Source organism: Photobacterium sp. 1_MG-2023, assembly GCF_030547945.1.
Classification (GTDB): domain Bacteria; phylum Pseudomonadota; class Gammaproteobacteria; order Enterobacterales; family Vibrionaceae; genus Photobacterium.
Window position 1 is genome coordinate 138,458 of sequence record NZ_JAUORR010000009.1, and the last position, 15,077, is coordinate 153,534.

The window sequence follows — 15,077 nt, forward strand, 5'->3', positions numbered from 1 at the left end:
GATGAAAAAGACTCTTTTTCGTTGTTCTGCCTGTGCATTGGCCGTGCTTCTGGCGGGATGCAGTCAGGAAGCGCAACATGAAGCGAAAACCCCCTTACCGGTTGCCGTTTATCAGGTCGCGATGGCTGAAAGTTCGCCCATTCTGTCTTTTCCGGCAGTTGCCGCAGCGGCAGATAAATCTGAACTTTCTTTTCGCCTTGCCGGTGAAGTGGTGAATGTGCGCGTCAAACCAGGTGAGTTTGTGAAGGAAGGGCAATTACTGGCACAGCTGGATCCAACGGATTATCAGCTGGAAGTGAATGATGCTCAGGCCAAATTTAATGTCGCAGACAGTCAGTACCGCCGTTCTGCAAAGCTGGTTGAACAGGGATTTCTTGCGCAATCTCAGTTTGATGAATTAGCCGCTCAACGCCAGATCGCTCTGGCCAGGCTGAATCTGGCCAAACTGCGCTTGTCCTTTACTCAGCTTCATGCTCCCTTTAGTGGCGTCATTTCCAGAGTTCCCGTCGAGCAGTTCGAGAATGTCCAGGTTGGGGAAACGGTGATGAATATTCACAGTGCCAAGGCCGTTGATATTCTGATTCAGGCACCGGACATGATTTATTCCAGAAGTACCGCCAGACAGGTTCAGGATAAGCATCCGGGGACTCGCATCATCCTGAATGATGGACAGGAATATACAGCTTATCTGAAAGAGTACACCACAGAGCCGGACCCGGAACTGGGCTCATTCAAGGTCACTCTGACAATGCCGATGCCTGAGGACGAATTCATTCTGGACGGGACAGCGGTTGAAGTGAAAGTGGATGCTCAGAAAGTTCAGGTGTATCGCGCCGATGAAGTGGTGATTCCGCTCGAAGCCGTGTTTAACGAAGATGGTGATGAAATCGATCCGGCCAGCAAGTTTGTCTGGGTGGTTCAGTCGGACAACACGGTGACCAAGCGTCAGGTGGTCACGGACAAGGTCGTGCCCAGCGGGGTTCGTCTGGTCTCGGGTGTAAATGAAGGTGAATTGATTGTGATTGCAGGTGTGAACCGCCTCCGTGAAGGGCAGTCAGTGAAAATTGTCGATCAGGAGGCATCCGGTTCATGAAACAGGATATCGCAACTTATTTCATTAAAAACAAAGTGATCAGCTGGATGCTGACGCTGATCTTCCTGATCGGCGGCGCCGTGTCCTTTCTCGATTTAGGTCGTCTGGAAGATCCTGAATTTACGATCAAAGACGCCATGGTGGTGACATCCTATCCGGGCGCGACAGCGCAACAGGTCGAAGAAGAGGTCACATATCCTATCGAGAAAGCGATTGGGCAACTGCCCTACGTGGATGAGGTGAATTCCATCTCCAGCCGGAACTTATCTCAGATCACCGTGACCATGAAAAATAACTATGGCCCGGATGATTTACCGCAGATTTGGGATGAACTGCGCCGGAAAGTGAACGATCTCAAGCCGAATTTACCACCGGGTGTGGGCACACCCAAAGTGGTGGATGACTTCGGCGATGTGTACGGCATCTTGCTGGCAGTGACCGGCGAAGGGTACAGCTATCGTGAACTGAATGATTACGTGGATTATCTGCGCCGTGAACTGGAGCTGGTGAACGGTGTTGGTAAGGTGCAGGTTTCCGGGACTCAGCAGGAGCAGGTGTTCATTGAAATTTCGATGCAGCGTCTGAGTAATCTGGGTATTTCCCCGCAGACGATTTACGGCACATTACAGGAACAGAATCTAGTCACCAGTGCCGGCGGCATTCGTGTCGGTGATGAATATATTCGTGTGCAGACCACCGGGGAGTTTGAAAGCGTCGAAGCGATGGGCGATCTGATCATCAAAGATGCCGGTTCTGAGGGGCTGATTTATCTTCGGGATGTGGCAACCATCAAGCGTGGCTTTAAAGAAATTCCTGATAATCTAGTCAGTTATAATGGTCAGCAGGCTCTGAATCTCGGGATCTCCTTTGTCTCCGGCATTAATGTGGTTGAAGGGGGCAAGCGGGTGATGTCACGTCTGGCGGAGCTGAAAGAGCAGCAGCCGGTTGGCATGGATATCGGCGTGGTGTACAGCCAGCCGTCTGAGGTTGATAAATCTGTCAGTGGTTTCGTGGTGAGTCTGGGCCAGGCGGTCATCATCGTGATTGTTGTGCTGCTGTTCTTTATGGGGCTGCGCTCCGGCATTTTGATTGGCCTGATTCTGCTGCTGACTGTGCTGGCCACCTTTGTGTTTATGAAATGGATGGCTATCGACCTGCAGCGCATCTCGCTGGGGGCACTGGTTATCGCGCTCGGGATGCTGGTGGATAATGCCATCGTGGTGGTGGAAGGGATTCTGATCGGGATGCAGAAAGGCCGGACGCGTTTGCAGGCGGCCTCTGATATTGTCACGCAGACCAAGTGGCCCTTGCTGGGCGCAACGGTGATTGCTGTTATGGCCTTCGCGCCGATTGGTCTGTCGCAGGGCTCGACGGGCGAGTACACCCGCACGCTGTTTACCGTGCTCTTGATTTCTCTGATGCTGAGTTGGTTTACCGCGATTTCGCTGACGCCGTTTTTTGCCGATCTCTTCTTTAAATCGCAGAAAACTGAGAACAGCGAAGAAGCCAGTGACCCCTATAAAGGCCTGGTGTTCGTTCTGTACCGAAAGTTTCTGGAATTCTGTATGCGCCGCGCCTGGCTGACCATCATTTCGCTGGTTGTGATGCTGGCAGCCAGTCTGTATGGATTCACACAGATCAAACAGTCGTTTTTCCCGGCCTCAACGTCCCCGATGTTCATGGTGGATATCTGGTTGCCGGAAGGCACGGATATCCGGGCCACCAATGACACGCTGAAACGTCTTCAGCAGCAGATAGAACAGGACGACCGGGTCGAATTTCTCAGCACCAGTGCTGGTCAGGGCTCACAACGGTTCATGCTGACGTATTCTCCAGAGAAAAGTTATGCCGCATACGGCGAGCTGATTATCCGGGTGAAAAACTTTGAGGATGTGCTGCCTGTGATGTCTCAGGTGCAGGCGACGATCCGTAAAGGCTTTCCTGAACTGGAATACAAGCTGAAGCAAATCATGTTGGGTCCCTCTTCCGGGGCGAAAATTGAAGCCCGGTTGATCGGTCCGGATCCAACGGTGCTGCGTGGTCTGGCCAAAGATGTGGTCGACATCATGCGCGCCGATCCGGGGACAGCCAATATTCGTCATGACTGGCGGGAGCGATCTAAAGTTCTGGAGCCTGTGTTTAATGAAAGTCAGGCCCGCCGTTACGGGATCACCAAGAAAGATGTGGATGATTTCCTGCAGATGGCTTTTTCGGGATTGTCGGTCGGGGTCTATCGGGATGGCACCACGCTGATGCCGATTGTTGCCCGCTTGCCGGATCAGGAAAGGGTAGATGTCAGTACGATCGAAGGGATGAAGATCTGGAGCCCGGCTGTGCAGGGCTATGTTCCTTTGCAACAGGTGGTGACTGCCGTCAACGTCCGCTGGGAAGACCCGCTGATCGCCCGGAAAGACCGGAAACGTGTCCTGACTGTCATGGCCGATCCGGATCCACTGGGAGAGGAAACGGCAGCGACAGTGCAGAAACGGATTCAGTCCACCATTGAAGCGATTGAACTGCCATCTGGCTACGCGCTGGAGTGGGGCGGGGAGTATGAGTCGTCTGGAGACGCGAAAGCCTCGCTGTTCAGTTCCATGCCGATGGGTTATCTGATGATGTTCCTGATCACCATCTTCCTGTTTAACAAGGTGAAGGAAGCATTGATTGTCTGGGCGACCGTGCCGCTGGCGGTGATCGGGGTGGCATCCGGTCTGCTGTTGCTGAACACCCCGTTCGGCTTTATGGCCTTGCTGGGTTTTCTGAGCCTGTCGGGGATGCTGATTAAAAACGGCATCGTACTGCTGGATCAGATTGAAATTGAAATCAGCAGCGGGAAAGACAAGTATCAGGCGGTGGTTGATGCAGCTGTCAGCCGGGTGCGTCCGGTTTGTATGGCCGCAATTACCACGATTCTGGGGATGTTGCCGTTGCTGCCGGATGTGTTCTTTAAGCCGATGGCCGTCACCATTATGTTTGGTTTGGGCTTTGCAACTGTGTTGACTCTGATTGTGGTGCCGGTCTTGTACCGGATGTTCCACAGCGTCCCTTTGCCTTCCCGGCAAATCGCCTCAGAGCCTCAGTAAGTGACATGAATAACCCGGCCATGCCGGGTTATTTTTAGGGTGTCGGTGAACCGTTTACCGGGGACGATGCTGCGGTTCTTGCCAGCAAAGTTTTTGTTATGACCGGATAAACAATCAGCGAGAACAGAATCATGCTGATTGCCATGGTCAGAAAGAGTGGTTTGTAGGCGAAATCTGCCGGTAGCATCAGCAACAAGGCGATTGAGACCGCTCCCCGCGCTCCGGAAAAATTCAGCAGCCAGAAATCCAGCCGGTTCAGTTTACGCTGATCGATATGGAGCACGGGTCGCATCAGCCAGAGTGAGATAAAACGGGCGGCAAATAACAGCACAATGGAAAGCCCGATCACCACAAAAGACAGATTGTCGACGGAAAGCAGGGTAAACACACTGGCGCCCAGCAGGAAGAACAGCAGCGCATTGGCCAAATAGTCCAGGTATTCCCAGATCTCCTGATGGGCCTGATGGTTTGCATCGTCCTGATAAGGTTTGTAACCATAAGCCAGTGCGGCGGCAAAGACGGCGAGAATACCGGAAAAATGCATTTCTTCGGCCAAGACAAAACTGCCGTAAGCCAGTGCCAGGGTAATGTTGGTGGTCAGGGTGTAATGTCTTTCATGCAGCAGGGACAGTAACCAGCGTGCGCCTCTGCCTAATACAATCCCAACGGTCAGAGCGCCGATCACGTGACTGACAAAGCTGAGGATGCTGTCAGCCAGATTCAGTTTTTCATCGGTAAACACAACCAGAGACAAGATCCCCGCCACCGTGACAACAAAGCCATCATTCAGAATGGACTCACCTTCAATTAAAAGCTTCTGATCTTCGGTGACTTGCTGATTGCCTTTGAACAGGGCGCTGATCGCGAGCGGATCTGTGGCAGAGATGATAACGCCAAACAGCAGAGCCGGCAGAACGGGCACACCGAGCAGCCAGTGAACTGCCGCGGCAATCACCAGCATACTGAGCACGATACCCAAAGTGCCAGCCAGTGTTGCCGGCACTAACACATGCTTAAAATGAAACAGGCACATGCATTGTGTCGATGCAAACACCAGCAAAGGCACAAACACGTAGAGCACCACATGGGGTTCCAGCACCAGATCTGGCAGCTGCGAGTCCGGCATGGCGGACAGTGCACCGTAGATCAATCCAAAGAAAAGAATCCAGGTGATATCCGAAAACAGCCGCCAGCGGTGGGAGAAGAAAAATATCGTGTTCAGCGCAATCCAGCCCAGGACAGCAAAGATGACGAGTGAGGGAATCGACTCATAACCAGTCACAGCAATCTCTCCAGAAAGTGATTGTTTTTTATACTGTAAGCCAGTAAGAGTGTGAAGCAAGCAGTTTATCTGGTCTGCCGTTCAAAAAAATCAGGCTCCCGTCCGGGAGCCTGAAAAAAGAGTCCGTGTCGAATCTGAATCAGCCGTTTACTTTCCAGCTGATTTGCTCACCGGCACGGATCGGCACCACGATATCGGCACCGAATGCCATCGACTGAGGTACTTCCCAGCTTTCTTTGGTCAGCGTAATGGTGTCGCTGTTGCGGGGTAGGCCGTAGAAATCCGGGCCATTGTGGCTGGCAAAGGCTTCCAGTTTGTTGAGCGCGCCTGCCAGTTCGAACACTTCAGCATACAGCTCAATGGCGGCATGGGCGGTATAGGAACCCGCACAACCACAGGCCGCTTCTTTTTTGCCTTTGGCATGCGGCGCAGAGTCGGTGCCCAGGAAGAATTTTTTGCTGCCACTGGTGGCTGCTGCGATCAATGCTTCCTGATGGGTGTTACGCTTCAGGATCGGCAGGCAGTAAAAATGCGGACGAATCCCCCCTGCCAGCATGTGATTCCGGTTATACATCAGGTGATGAGCCGTAATCGTTGCGCCGACATTCGGACCTGCACTGTTCACAAACGCCACTGCCTCCTTGGTGGTGATGTGTTCCAGAACGATTTTCAGATCCGGCATCTTGGCCACGATAGGGGCTAGAACCGTTTCCAGGAAAACTTTTTCACGGTCGAAAATATCGACATCGTGCTGGGTCACTTCGCCATGAATCAGCAGCGGCATGCTCACTTCCTGCATGGCTTCCATGGTTGGCAGCAGCTTGTTGATATCAGTCACACCAGAGTCTGAATTGGTGGTTGCACCGGCCGGATAGAGTTTTGCGGCATAGACATGGCCAGTGGCTTTGGCTTTTCGGATTTCGTCGGGGGTTGTGTTATCGGTGAGGTAAAGCACCATCAAAGGAGAGAAATTTTCACTTGGCTGAGCAGCCAGAATACGATCACGGTAGGCCAGGGCGGCTTCAGTATCAGTCACGGGAGGAATCAGGTTTGGCATCACAATTGCTCTGCCCATATATCGGCTGATGTCCCGGACTGTGTCATTCAGCACATCGCCATCGCGCAGGTGAACGTGCCAGTCATCCGGACGAGTAATAGTGATCGACGTCATAGTAGCTCCCTCCAAAAAAATTCGACCGATTCTAAAAGTATGGTCTGGCGAAGTAAAGCCGAATTCCTCCTCAAGCTCTCAAAACGGGCAATCGTTTGCCTCGGTGGTTCATGCTGAATGTGAATGTTTCGTTAAAACTCTTAACAAACACGTGAAAAGTTGATCGAAAACAATTGATAAACAGAATGACGTGATAGCGTTCGCAATATGCACGCAGTATCACTTACTGTGTGTTTTGTTAGTGGTTTTTTCTTACCTTATACACATGAGATAGATAATAAATGACACATATAACAAGAAAGCAGGATATTACACCAATCCTTGATGAAACCTTTCGGATACGGGTGGATGAGACTGAAGTCGATGCCGTGCCCGGAGAAAGTGTCCTGAGTACATTACTGGCGAACGAGTTCAGACGCATCATGAAAAATGATTACGGGCAGTCATCCGGTGCCTTCTGTGGCATGGGGGTGTGCCATTGCTGCATGGTCAGCATCAATGGACGCCATAAAAAACGTGCCTGCCAGACCATCGTTCAGCCTGGTATGGAAGTCAGCACCTGTCGTAACCGTGTTGTTGAAGGAGCCGAACAGAATGTCTGAGTCGATTGTAGTTGTGGGCGCAGGCCCTGCCGGGATGTCGATTGCGACAACACTGTCTGAACACGGCATACGCACGACTGTGGTAGATGAGTCGCCCAAAGCTGGCGGCGTGATCTACCGGGGACCGTGGCGGACGACGCAAGCCATGCCCCATCTGGATGAAAATCTGCAAAAAAAAATCCGGTTACAACAAGAATTGGTGGTGAAGCATCAGGCCAACATTCAATTGCAGACAGAAACCCGGGTACTGGGGCCGCTGGCGAATAACCAGTTGTTGTTGTCACACCATGACAAACTGTCTCAGTTGGATTTTGACTATCTGTTTTTAGCGACAGGCTGTCAGGAGCGAAGCATTCCGTTTCCCGGATGGCAGTTACCGGGTGTGATGCTGACCGGAGGGATTCAGTTACAGCTGAAAAGCGGGCTGGTACGTCCTGGTCATCAGGCCGTTCTAACGGGCACCGGCCCCTTGCTGATTCTGGTGGCCTGTCAGCTTCATCGTGCTGGTGTCGCTGTTCAAGGTGTCTTTGATGCCACGCCGTTTATGGAGATCAGCAAAGAGGTACTGGCTTTGCTGAACCGTCCGCAAGTGACTCTGGAAGGGATGTCGCTGATGGCGTATCTCAAGCGTCATCGCATTCCGGTGAAACATGGCTGGGGGATCGTGAAAGCCGAAGGTGGCGACACCCTTGAACGCGTTGCAGTCGCGCCCTATAACCGGAACTGGGAAGCGGATAAACAGCACCTTGAATGGATTGATGCTGATCTGCTGGGGGTTGGCTACGGTTTTGCCTCCCGCTCACAATTAGCGCAGCTAATGGATCTCAATGTTCGGGTGGATGAGTTCAGTGGCTTGATTCCAGTGACGGATGCCCAGCAACGGAGCAGCCGTGAGAACATTTTCTGTGCCGGTGACTCCGCGCGTTTTGCCGGTGCCGATGTCGCGATTGTCGAAGGGCAGATCGCAGCTCTGTCACTGGTGGCTGAATTGAAACCGGAAAAAGCAACCGACATACAGGCGCAACTGACCGAACTGCAAAAAACGCTGCGACGCTATTATCGCTTCCGGGGCGCATTTGACCGGGCCAACCAGCGCAAGAAAGGATTGCTGCAATTGCCTGAGCCTGACACCGTGATTTGCCGTTGCGAACAGGTGAAACGTTCCGCGATTGATCAAGCGATTCAAGAAGGATGCCGGGATACCGTGAGCCTGAAAATGCGTACTCGCGTCACCATGGGTGACTGCCAGGGGAAAACCTGCAGTCATTACTGTTACGACCGGCTGGCCCAGGAGGGCTTCCACAACGAGCAGGGGCACTTCAGAACCCGGTTCCCGCTCGATCCGATTCCTTTTTCAGCCATGGAGGACGAAGCATGAGTCAATATGATGTGGTGATTTGCGGCGGCGGTGTGATTGGCGGTTCGGTTGCCTACGCACTCAGCAGAAATCAGGATCTGAAGATCGCACTGGTCGATTATAAAAATCCGGGGAATGCCTCGCGGGCGTCTGCAGGTGGTTTATGGGCCATGGGCGAGTCTACCGGTCTTGGCTGCGGTGTCATTCTGTTTAAGACGCTGTCGAAACAGCTTCAGGAAGGGGCCGATGTCTCTCAGGCCGAGGGCATGAAACCGCACATCATGCCCAAACCGTTTTTTGATCTGGCAATGATGTCGAACGCCATGTATCCGGCACTCAATCAGGAGTTGCTGGATAGGCACGGCGTTGATATGAAATTTGAAAAAACCGGACTGAAGTTTGTGCTGTTTGATCAGTACGACCGGATTTACGCCGAACATATCGCCGCCGCCGTGCCAGACCGGCAGCAGCATATCCGCTGGTTAGATCGGGATACCCTGCTCAGTGAAGAGCCGAATATTTCCCGGGAAGCCATTGGCGCCATGGAGTTTGATACCGACCATCAGATCAACCCGTACCGGCTGAATGACGCATACGTGGAAGCGGCCCGTCAGAACGGTGTCGACCTGTACCTCAATACCAAAATCACGGGGATTGAGCGTCAGGGGAACCGGGTGACCGCCGTGCAGACTTCTCGCGGTAAACTGAACTGCGGCATGATCATCAATGCCGGTGGCGCCTGGGCTGAACAAATCAGCCTGTGGGCAACGGGCATGCAAATGCCGGTTTTCCCGGTGAAAGGTCAGGTGCTTGTCTCAGAAAAGCTGCCGAAAATCCTCAATGGCTGTATCACCACCAGTGATTGTTACATTGCTCAGAAGGATAACGGCGAGATTCTGATTGGCTCGACAACCGAAGAGCGTGGTTATGACACCAGTACCGATCTGACCCTGCTCAAGCAACTGGCACAAGGCGCAACCAAGTCCATCCCTCAATTGCGGGATATGAATATCAAGCGTTGCTGGGCCGGATTACGTCCCGGTTCGCCGGACGAGCTGCCGATTCTTGGTCCGATGCCGGGTGTGGAAGGGTACATGAATGCGTGCGGGCATTTCCGTACGGGCATGCTGACCTCTGCAATCACAGGTAAGTTGCTGAATGAATTGGTCCGCGGCGAATCAACCAGCGTCGATATCAGCCCCTTCCTGTACGATCGTTTCCTGAACGATCGGGGGGAAATGGTGGGTGAATATCACCTTGAAGCCAGCCTGTAATTTGGGTGAAGTTTGCTGAGAAAAAGCCTCAGGCCACAGTCTGAGGCTTTTTGATTGAGGGCCTGGTGTCGATTCAGCGTGAAGGGGACAGCTGCGGACGATGCTCATCCAGCAGACAGATCCCGCAGCCGATGGTATAAGCCAGCAGATCCAGCCAATCGAAGGTCGCACCAAAGATGATCCGGAGGGCGGTGTGATCCGCCAAGCCCAGCCACGTCAGCACCTGCACATATTGTGCCCATTCAATACTGTAAGCAAAGAGCAGTACGCCCAGGCTGGCAACCCATGGTTTGCATTGAACCACTGTGGTGACACAAGCGTAAATCCAGATCACCACCAGCACATCGCCGATAAAGGGTCGGATGAAACTGTCTTTGACGTACAGCGCAATAAAAACAAGGATCGCCAGTAAAGTCAGACTGATCAGACAGCGGTGCAATGAGAATCGAATCATAAGGGCCTGCATTCTGTGTTGGTTTCAGGTTGAAGTCGCTTCAGAGCCGCCGAACACGGCCCTGAGTGTCATGGTGTCAGTTGCATTCAGTCACTGACTTACTTTGATTGGTTTTCGTGGTCGGGTTGATTGTTTTGAGGCGACGGAATCTGAGCCGAACGGTCATACCAGTTGATATGGCGGGTCAGAACCATGACAAAGCTCAAAATGACAAAGCAGAGCAGGGTTCCCATCAGTAAAGCGTAGCTTTCTGCCTGCAGCAGTCCAAACAGCAGCGCATACAGCATCAGCATACATCCGGCGAAGATGGCCCCATGCCGTGTGTGTCTCAGGATACCGGCAACATAAACACCTAACACCGCACTGGAAGCGAAGGCAGAGACCAGATACGACCCGTTGAACCCAATGTGCTCACTGAAAGAAATCAGCAGCAGGTAAAACACCGCCAGCGCCAGTCCGACAAAACCATACTGAACCGGGTGAATGGGTTTGGCCTGAAAGATTTCCAGCAGGAAAAAGGCAGCGAAAACCAGGGTGATTACCAGCAGTGAGTAGTTGATGGCACGATAGGATTTCAGATAGTGATCAACCGGTTCAATTAAACTCACGCCCATCTGGCGGCTGTTCAGTGGGTCACATCTGTTGCCGGACAGACACTGGTTCAGTAATTCATCAATATTGCTCGACAGATGATTGGTCATCCAGACCGCGTTGAATCCCTGTTCAGAAATATTCGATTCAACCGGCAGATAGTCTCCGGTAAAGCTTGGGTGCGGCCAGGCAGAGCTCAGAGCGACTTCCGTTTGTTTCCCCACAGGTGAAACGCTGAGCGAATCCATCCCCTGCAAAACCATCGACAGATCAAACTGAAGGGGCTGCGCCAGATCCAGCGCGTTCGGATCGAGCGGGATATGAAAACCCTGAGACCATTGTTTCAGGCCCGTCCCGGGTTGAATGCGAAAATCCTGTCCATTGAGTTTAGCCTGTCCGATGTGATTGATACCCCGGCTGTCTGAAACCGCCACAACCAGCTCGACGGATTCAATCTGTTCTGCGGGAATGTCCTTGAGGCCGGTCAGCGCATAGCTGCCTTTCAGGTTTGTATCGGCATGATAAAGCCGGGCGGTATAAATGCCGCGATACTTTTCAAAGCTCTTGAGCTGCGCATTCATCTGGAATTGTTCAGGCAGAATATATTTGGCCAGGGTCACTTCGTAAGGGCCCTCTTTTCCGGCCACAGTCTGACGGTATTTCGCAATCAGCAACGGGCCTAAAATGGATTGCCGATCGCTGCTGCTACGCGCGATGTCCCGGCGGACGCTGTCTTGCAGGTCGGAACGCTCACTGATGAGGTTTTGAATCATGGCGGTCGGAATTTGTAGCAGCAGCAGTAAAAACAGCACGACACCGAATTTCATGCCGATTTCGCTCTGGAAAATTTTTTTCATGATGAGTCTCCTTGGTTTGCAGAGACTCTAGCTGTCGAACATGGTGTGCAGATGGAGAGAAGATGGAGATTCTATGGAGACGGAAAGGTCAGGGTGACGCTGACACCGTCTGCTGTGTTTTGAATCGCTAATTCACCCTGATGCAATTTGGTGACCTGTTCCACGAAATTCAGCCCAAGCCCCGTACTCTTCGCGCCATTTTCACGCGGCAGCGAATAGAATCGCTCGGTCAGCCGGGGGAGGGCATAGTCCGGAATGTGAGGCCCTTCATTGAAAAGACGGATCGCCATCAGACCATCCGTTTGTGAGACGCGCCATTCAATCTTTCCGCCGGGGCGGACGAAATCCAGAGCGTTCTCCATCAGATTAAACAAGGCTTGCTGCAGCAGGAACTGATCACCATGGATCGTGCAAGGGTTGTCCACAGCCAGATGGCATGCGCTCTTGTTCACGCTGAGTCTGGCATCCGCCGACTGCATTACATGGTTGATCAGGGTTTCAAACGAAATGCGGGAAACCTGTTCAAGCTGCGGCATTTTTTCCAGCTTGGCCAATTCCAGCAATTGCTCAATCAGTTGCTGCATGCGATTGCTTTCCCGTTCGATATTCCCGGCAAAATGGGTGACCTTGGCCTCGGGCAAGGGCATCTGCAGAATTTCACTGGCCCCTTTGATGGCCGACAGCGGACTTTTCAGCTCATGGGTGAGGGTCTGGACATAGTCTTCCACATATTGTTTGCCGTCGAGCTGGCTGCGAAGTTTTTCCAGTGCATCACTCAAACCGGCAAACTCATAAAAAATCCGGAATCTGGGTTTGGCGACTTTTTGGCCTGCGCCCATCTTTTCTGCATACCCGGCCAGTTTGGACAAGGCCGAGTTGATCCGCCAGGCCAGCAATCCACCCACAATCAGGACCAGCCCGGTCATCAGCAGCATCCAGAACGCCAGATTGCGCTTGGTTTGATCGATAAAAGGCTGAATGGAACGGTTGGCTTTCGCGACGGTGACGCTGCCGATGATTTGCCCGTTGTGATACACAGGGGCGGCAATATGCATGACGGAAGAAGCCGGGTCTGCCTGATCCAGGGGGGTGCTGCGGGCACCATACTGTCCCCGCAAGGTCAGGTATACATCGTTCCATTGCGAGAAATCTTTGCCGATATCCCGTTGCCACGAATCTGCCACAACGATGCCCTGCCGATCAGTGATGTAAATTCTGTGGTTGATGGCATGCTTACCAACCTCCCAGATCAGGGCATTGGGCTCTCGCTTGCCGTAGGTTGCGATCAGTTGAGTCAGCTTACTTTGCGTCATGTTGCCGCTGGCTAGATCCGCTTCGGCAAGCACCGCCAGAAGGTGAGCCATGTCGACTAAGGTTTCTTCAGTCGCCTGACGCATACTGGGCTTGAGCTCCTGAACCATGGTTTGACTGACGACATAAGCCGTGAAAGCAACCAGAATAAAAAACAGCATAAACAGTCGTATGCCAAGTGGGATCCGGGGCCAGCGACTCATGCGGTGTCCTTGTCTGAAAAATAGTAGCCAAAGCCCCGTTTGGTCTGAATTCGCTCGGGCTGGCCAACGGCTTTCATTTTGTGGCGAATTGCCTTGATATGGGAGTCAATATTTCGTTCGTAAACGGCTTCCGGGGCCATGTCCGCAGCGATCATCAACTGCTCTCTGCTGAGCACTCGGGGAGAAACCTGAATCAGTTTATCCAGAATTTTAAACTCGACGGCGGTCAGACCCAGCGGCTGGTTCTGAGCATGGTAATCAAAGTTGTCTGCAATCAGTGCATGGTTCACCGCATCGATCATCAGCACCTGAGCCGGTGCTTGTTCTGTCATGGACTTTGCTGGCGTCTGTTTTTTGATGCGAAGCTTAATCCGGGCCAGCATTTCCCGGGGACTGAATGGCTTGGTGACATAATCGTCCGCGCCAATTTCCAGCCCGACGACGCGGTCAATTTCATCGTTTCTCGCCGTCAGAAAGATGATCGGGACATCGGAAAATTCCCGGATGGTTTTGCACAGTTCGAATCCGTTTGCATCCGGCAGTCCGATATCCAGCACGACTAAACCGGGCGGGTGAGCCTTCAGATCAGCCAGCCCTTCACCGGCGGTCGGAAACCAGCGGACCTGATAACCGTCCATCTCGAGGACATGGATTAAAGTATCCGCAATGGCAGGTTCATCTTCAATGATCAGAATATTCAAAACAGGGCCCATTTTTGACAGGAAACCGGATTATACCCCTGTTGATTTCAACCAATCGAGTGCTTCTGATTCGCGGGTGTGATTTTGCTTGAAATTCTCACTTTTCTCCGGCTCAATTCGGTTTATTTTCTGGATTTTCCGGCGCAATGGAACCTTTACCTTATCTTCGAGAAGTCAGTCTGAAACGCGATCAGATTGATTCATTCAGCACTTATCCGTTTTCGATTCCTGCCGTGAAAGGCTTGGATCAAATTGACTTCAGCGCTGAAGTGACCATCTTTGTCGGCGAAAACGGCAGTGGTAAATCCACACTGCTGGAAGCGATTGCGGTGGGGATGGGATTCAATGCCGAAGGCGGCTCGAAAAATTTCCATTTCTCGACCCGAAGCACGCATTCCAGCTTGTACAAATATCTGCGGTTCAGTAAATCCTTCCGGCGGTATCAGGACGGATTTTTCCTGCGGGCCGAAAGTTTTTATAACGTCTCGACCCATATTGATGAGCTGGATGAAGCGCCCAGTTTTGGTCCGCCGATTATTGATTCCTACGGCGGCGTGTCACTGCATCATCAGTCCCATGGTGAATCTTTTCTGAGCTTAATGGTGGAGCGCTTCGGCGGCAAAGGTTTGTATATTCTCGACGAACCGGAAGCGGCTTTGTCTCCTATGCGCCAAATGTCGGTCCTGAGCCGGATGCATCAGCTGGTGCAGGACCAATCGCAATTTATTATTGCGACACATTCCCCCATGCTGATGGCTTATCCCGGTGCACTGATTTATCAGATCGGTCCGAATGGCATTCACCCGATCAAATACGAAGACACGGAACATTACACCATCACCAAAGCTTTTTTGAATCATCCCCAACCGATGCTGGATGCATTATTTGAGGAAGATTGAGAGGGGATGGATGACGACATGCTGATTCTTTACACGGGTAGCTGTTTTATACTCCCTATGTCTGTGAAATGCTCTGCATTCAGGGGGGCAAAATCTCGATCTCCCCAGTGCGATAACAATGTCTCGCGAAACACTGTCAGCTTCGCAGAAGACTGGCGTGAGGGCGGGTAAAGCAGTGTCAGATGCTGGGGAGGTGGTG

The 15,077-nt window shown here is 52.3% G+C and carries 12 protein-coding genes; 6 read left to right on the forward strand and 6 right to left on the reverse strand.

All coding sequences use genetic code 11. The annotated features are described in order from the left end of the window. Position 1: 1 nt before the first annotated feature. On the forward strand, positions 2-1,093 hold the full coding sequence (locus Q4579_RS10410) for an efflux RND transporter periplasmic adaptor subunit (protein WP_303563812.1): 1,092 nt from the start codon (positions 2-4) through the stop codon (positions 1,091-1,093). Then, positions 1,090-4,176: an efflux RND transporter permease subunit gene (locus Q4579_RS10415; RefSeq protein ID WP_303563814.1), complete on the forward strand. Its 3,087-nt coding sequence runs from the start codon at positions 1,090-1,092 to the stop codon at positions 4,174-4,176. The genes Q4579_RS10410 and Q4579_RS10415 overlap by 4 nt, the downstream gene beginning before the upstream one ends. Before the next feature lie 34 nt (positions 4,177-4,210). Here Q4579_RS10415 and Q4579_RS10420 read toward each other — a convergent pair whose 3' ends face one another. Together Q4579_RS10420 and pyrC are read right to left on the reverse strand one after the other, a co-directional pair. Beyond that, positions 4,211-5,458, reverse strand: coding sequence for a sodium:proton antiporter (locus tag Q4579_RS10420; protein ID WP_303563817.1), 1,248 nt, complete (start codon positions 5,456-5,458; stop codon positions 4,211-4,213). A 139-nt stretch (positions 5,459-5,597) separates the two neighbouring features. Next, entirely contained in the window at positions 5,598-6,629 is a 1,032-nt protein-coding gene (gene pyrC / locus Q4579_RS10425) for a dihydroorotase (RefSeq protein WP_303563820.1), read from the reverse strand. Positions 6,630-6,910: 281 nt separating this feature from the next. On the opposite strand from pyrC, the gene Q4579_RS10430 reads away from it, so the two are divergent. From Q4579_RS10430 to Q4579_RS10440, 3 genes are read left to right on the forward strand one after another with little or no spacing between them, the layout of a single operon-like run. Then, entirely contained in the window at positions 6,911-7,231 is a 321-nt protein-coding gene (locus Q4579_RS10430) for a (2Fe-2S)-binding protein (RefSeq protein ID WP_303563823.1), read from the forward strand. Beyond that, the gene (locus Q4579_RS10435; RefSeq protein ID WP_303563825.1) at positions 7,224-8,609 is read left to right on the forward strand and encodes an NAD(P)/FAD-dependent oxidoreductase; all 1,386 of its coding nucleotides are present in this window, start codon (positions 7,224-7,226) and stop codon (positions 8,607-8,609) included. The genes Q4579_RS10430 and Q4579_RS10435 overlap by 8 nt, the downstream gene beginning before the upstream one ends. Next, on the forward strand, positions 8,606-9,862 hold the full coding sequence (locus tag Q4579_RS10440) for an FAD-binding oxidoreductase (protein ID WP_303563828.1): 1,257 nt from the start codon (positions 8,606-8,608) through the stop codon (positions 9,860-9,862). The genes Q4579_RS10435 and Q4579_RS10440 overlap by 4 nt, the downstream gene beginning before the upstream one ends. A 73-nt stretch (positions 9,863-9,935) precedes the next feature. On the opposite strand, the gene Q4579_RS10445 is transcribed toward Q4579_RS10440, so the two are convergent. The 4 genes from Q4579_RS10445 to Q4579_RS10460 all read right to left on the reverse strand — a co-directional run bounded on the left by Q4579_RS10445 (position 9,936) and on the right by Q4579_RS10460 (position 13,991). Further along, entirely contained in the window at positions 9,936-10,316 is a 381-nt protein-coding gene (locus tag Q4579_RS10445) for a DUF2809 domain-containing protein (protein ID WP_303563830.1), read from the reverse strand. Between the two features lie 98 nt (positions 10,317-10,414). Then, on the reverse strand, positions 10,415-11,764 hold the full coding sequence (gene creD / locus Q4579_RS10450) for a cell envelope integrity protein CreD (protein ID WP_303563833.1): 1,350 nt from the start codon (positions 11,762-11,764) through the stop codon (positions 10,415-10,417). Between the two features lie 71 nt (positions 11,765-11,835). Then, a complete protein-coding gene (gene creC, locus Q4579_RS10455) occupies positions 11,836-13,278 on the reverse strand; it encodes a two-component system sensor histidine kinase CreC (protein ID WP_303563836.1) in 1,443 nt (480 codons plus the stop codon). Continuing rightward, a complete protein-coding gene (locus Q4579_RS10460; protein ID WP_303563837.1) occupies positions 13,275-13,991 on the reverse strand; it encodes a response regulator in 717 nt (238 codons plus the stop codon). The genes creC and Q4579_RS10460 overlap by 4 nt, the downstream gene beginning before the upstream one ends. Before the next feature lie 134 nt (positions 13,992-14,125). Between Q4579_RS10460 and Q4579_RS10465 the strand changes: the two genes are divergently transcribed. After that, on the forward strand, positions 14,126-14,878 hold the full coding sequence (locus Q4579_RS10465; RefSeq protein WP_303563838.1) for an AAA family ATPase: 753 nt from the start codon (positions 14,126-14,128) through the stop codon (positions 14,876-14,878). Positions 14,879-15,077: the final 199 nt, after the last annotated feature.

What these genes read in the sequence shown, in the direction of transcription:
- creC (WP_303563836.1), bottom strand. Translation starts at nt 13,278, where the DNA reads ATGAGTCGCTGGCCCCGGATCCCACTTGGCATACGACTGTTTATGCTG.
- Q4579_RS10410 (WP_303563812.1), top strand. Translation starts at nt 2, where the DNA reads ATGAAAAAGACTCTTTTTCGTTGTTCTGCCTGTGCATTGGCCGTGCTT.
- Q4579_RS10435 (WP_303563825.1), top strand. Translation starts at nt 7,224, where the DNA reads ATGTCTGAGTCGATTGTAGTTGTGGGCGCAGGCCCTGCCGGGATGTCG.
- Q4579_RS10465 (WP_303563838.1), top strand. Translation starts at nt 14,126, where the DNA reads ATGGAACCTTTACCTTATCTTCGAGAAGTCAGTCTGAAACGCGATCAG.
- Q4579_RS10460 (WP_303563837.1), bottom strand. Translation starts at nt 13,991, where the DNA reads ATGGGCCCTGTTTTGAATATTCTGATCATTGAAGATGAACCTGCCATT.
- pyrC (WP_303563820.1), bottom strand. Translation starts at nt 6,629, where the DNA reads ATGACGTCGATCACTATTACTCGTCCGGATGACTGGCACGTTCACCTG.
- Q4579_RS10415 (WP_303563814.1), top strand. Translation starts at nt 1,090, where the DNA reads ATGAAACAGGATATCGCAACTTATTTCATTAAAAACAAAGTGATCAGC.
- Q4579_RS10440 (WP_303563828.1), top strand. Translation starts at nt 8,606, where the DNA reads ATGAGTCAATATGATGTGGTGATTTGCGGCGGCGGTGTGATTGGCGGT.
- Q4579_RS10430 (WP_303563823.1), top strand. Translation starts at nt 6,911, where the DNA reads ATGACACATATAACAAGAAAGCAGGATATTACACCAATCCTTGATGAA.
- Q4579_RS10445 (WP_303563830.1), bottom strand. Translation starts at nt 10,316, where the DNA reads ATGATTCGATTCTCATTGCACCGCTGTCTGATCAGTCTGACTTTACTG.
- creD (WP_303563833.1), bottom strand. Translation starts at nt 11,764, where the DNA reads ATGAAAAAAATTTTCCAGAGCGAAATCGGCATGAAATTCGGTGTCGTG.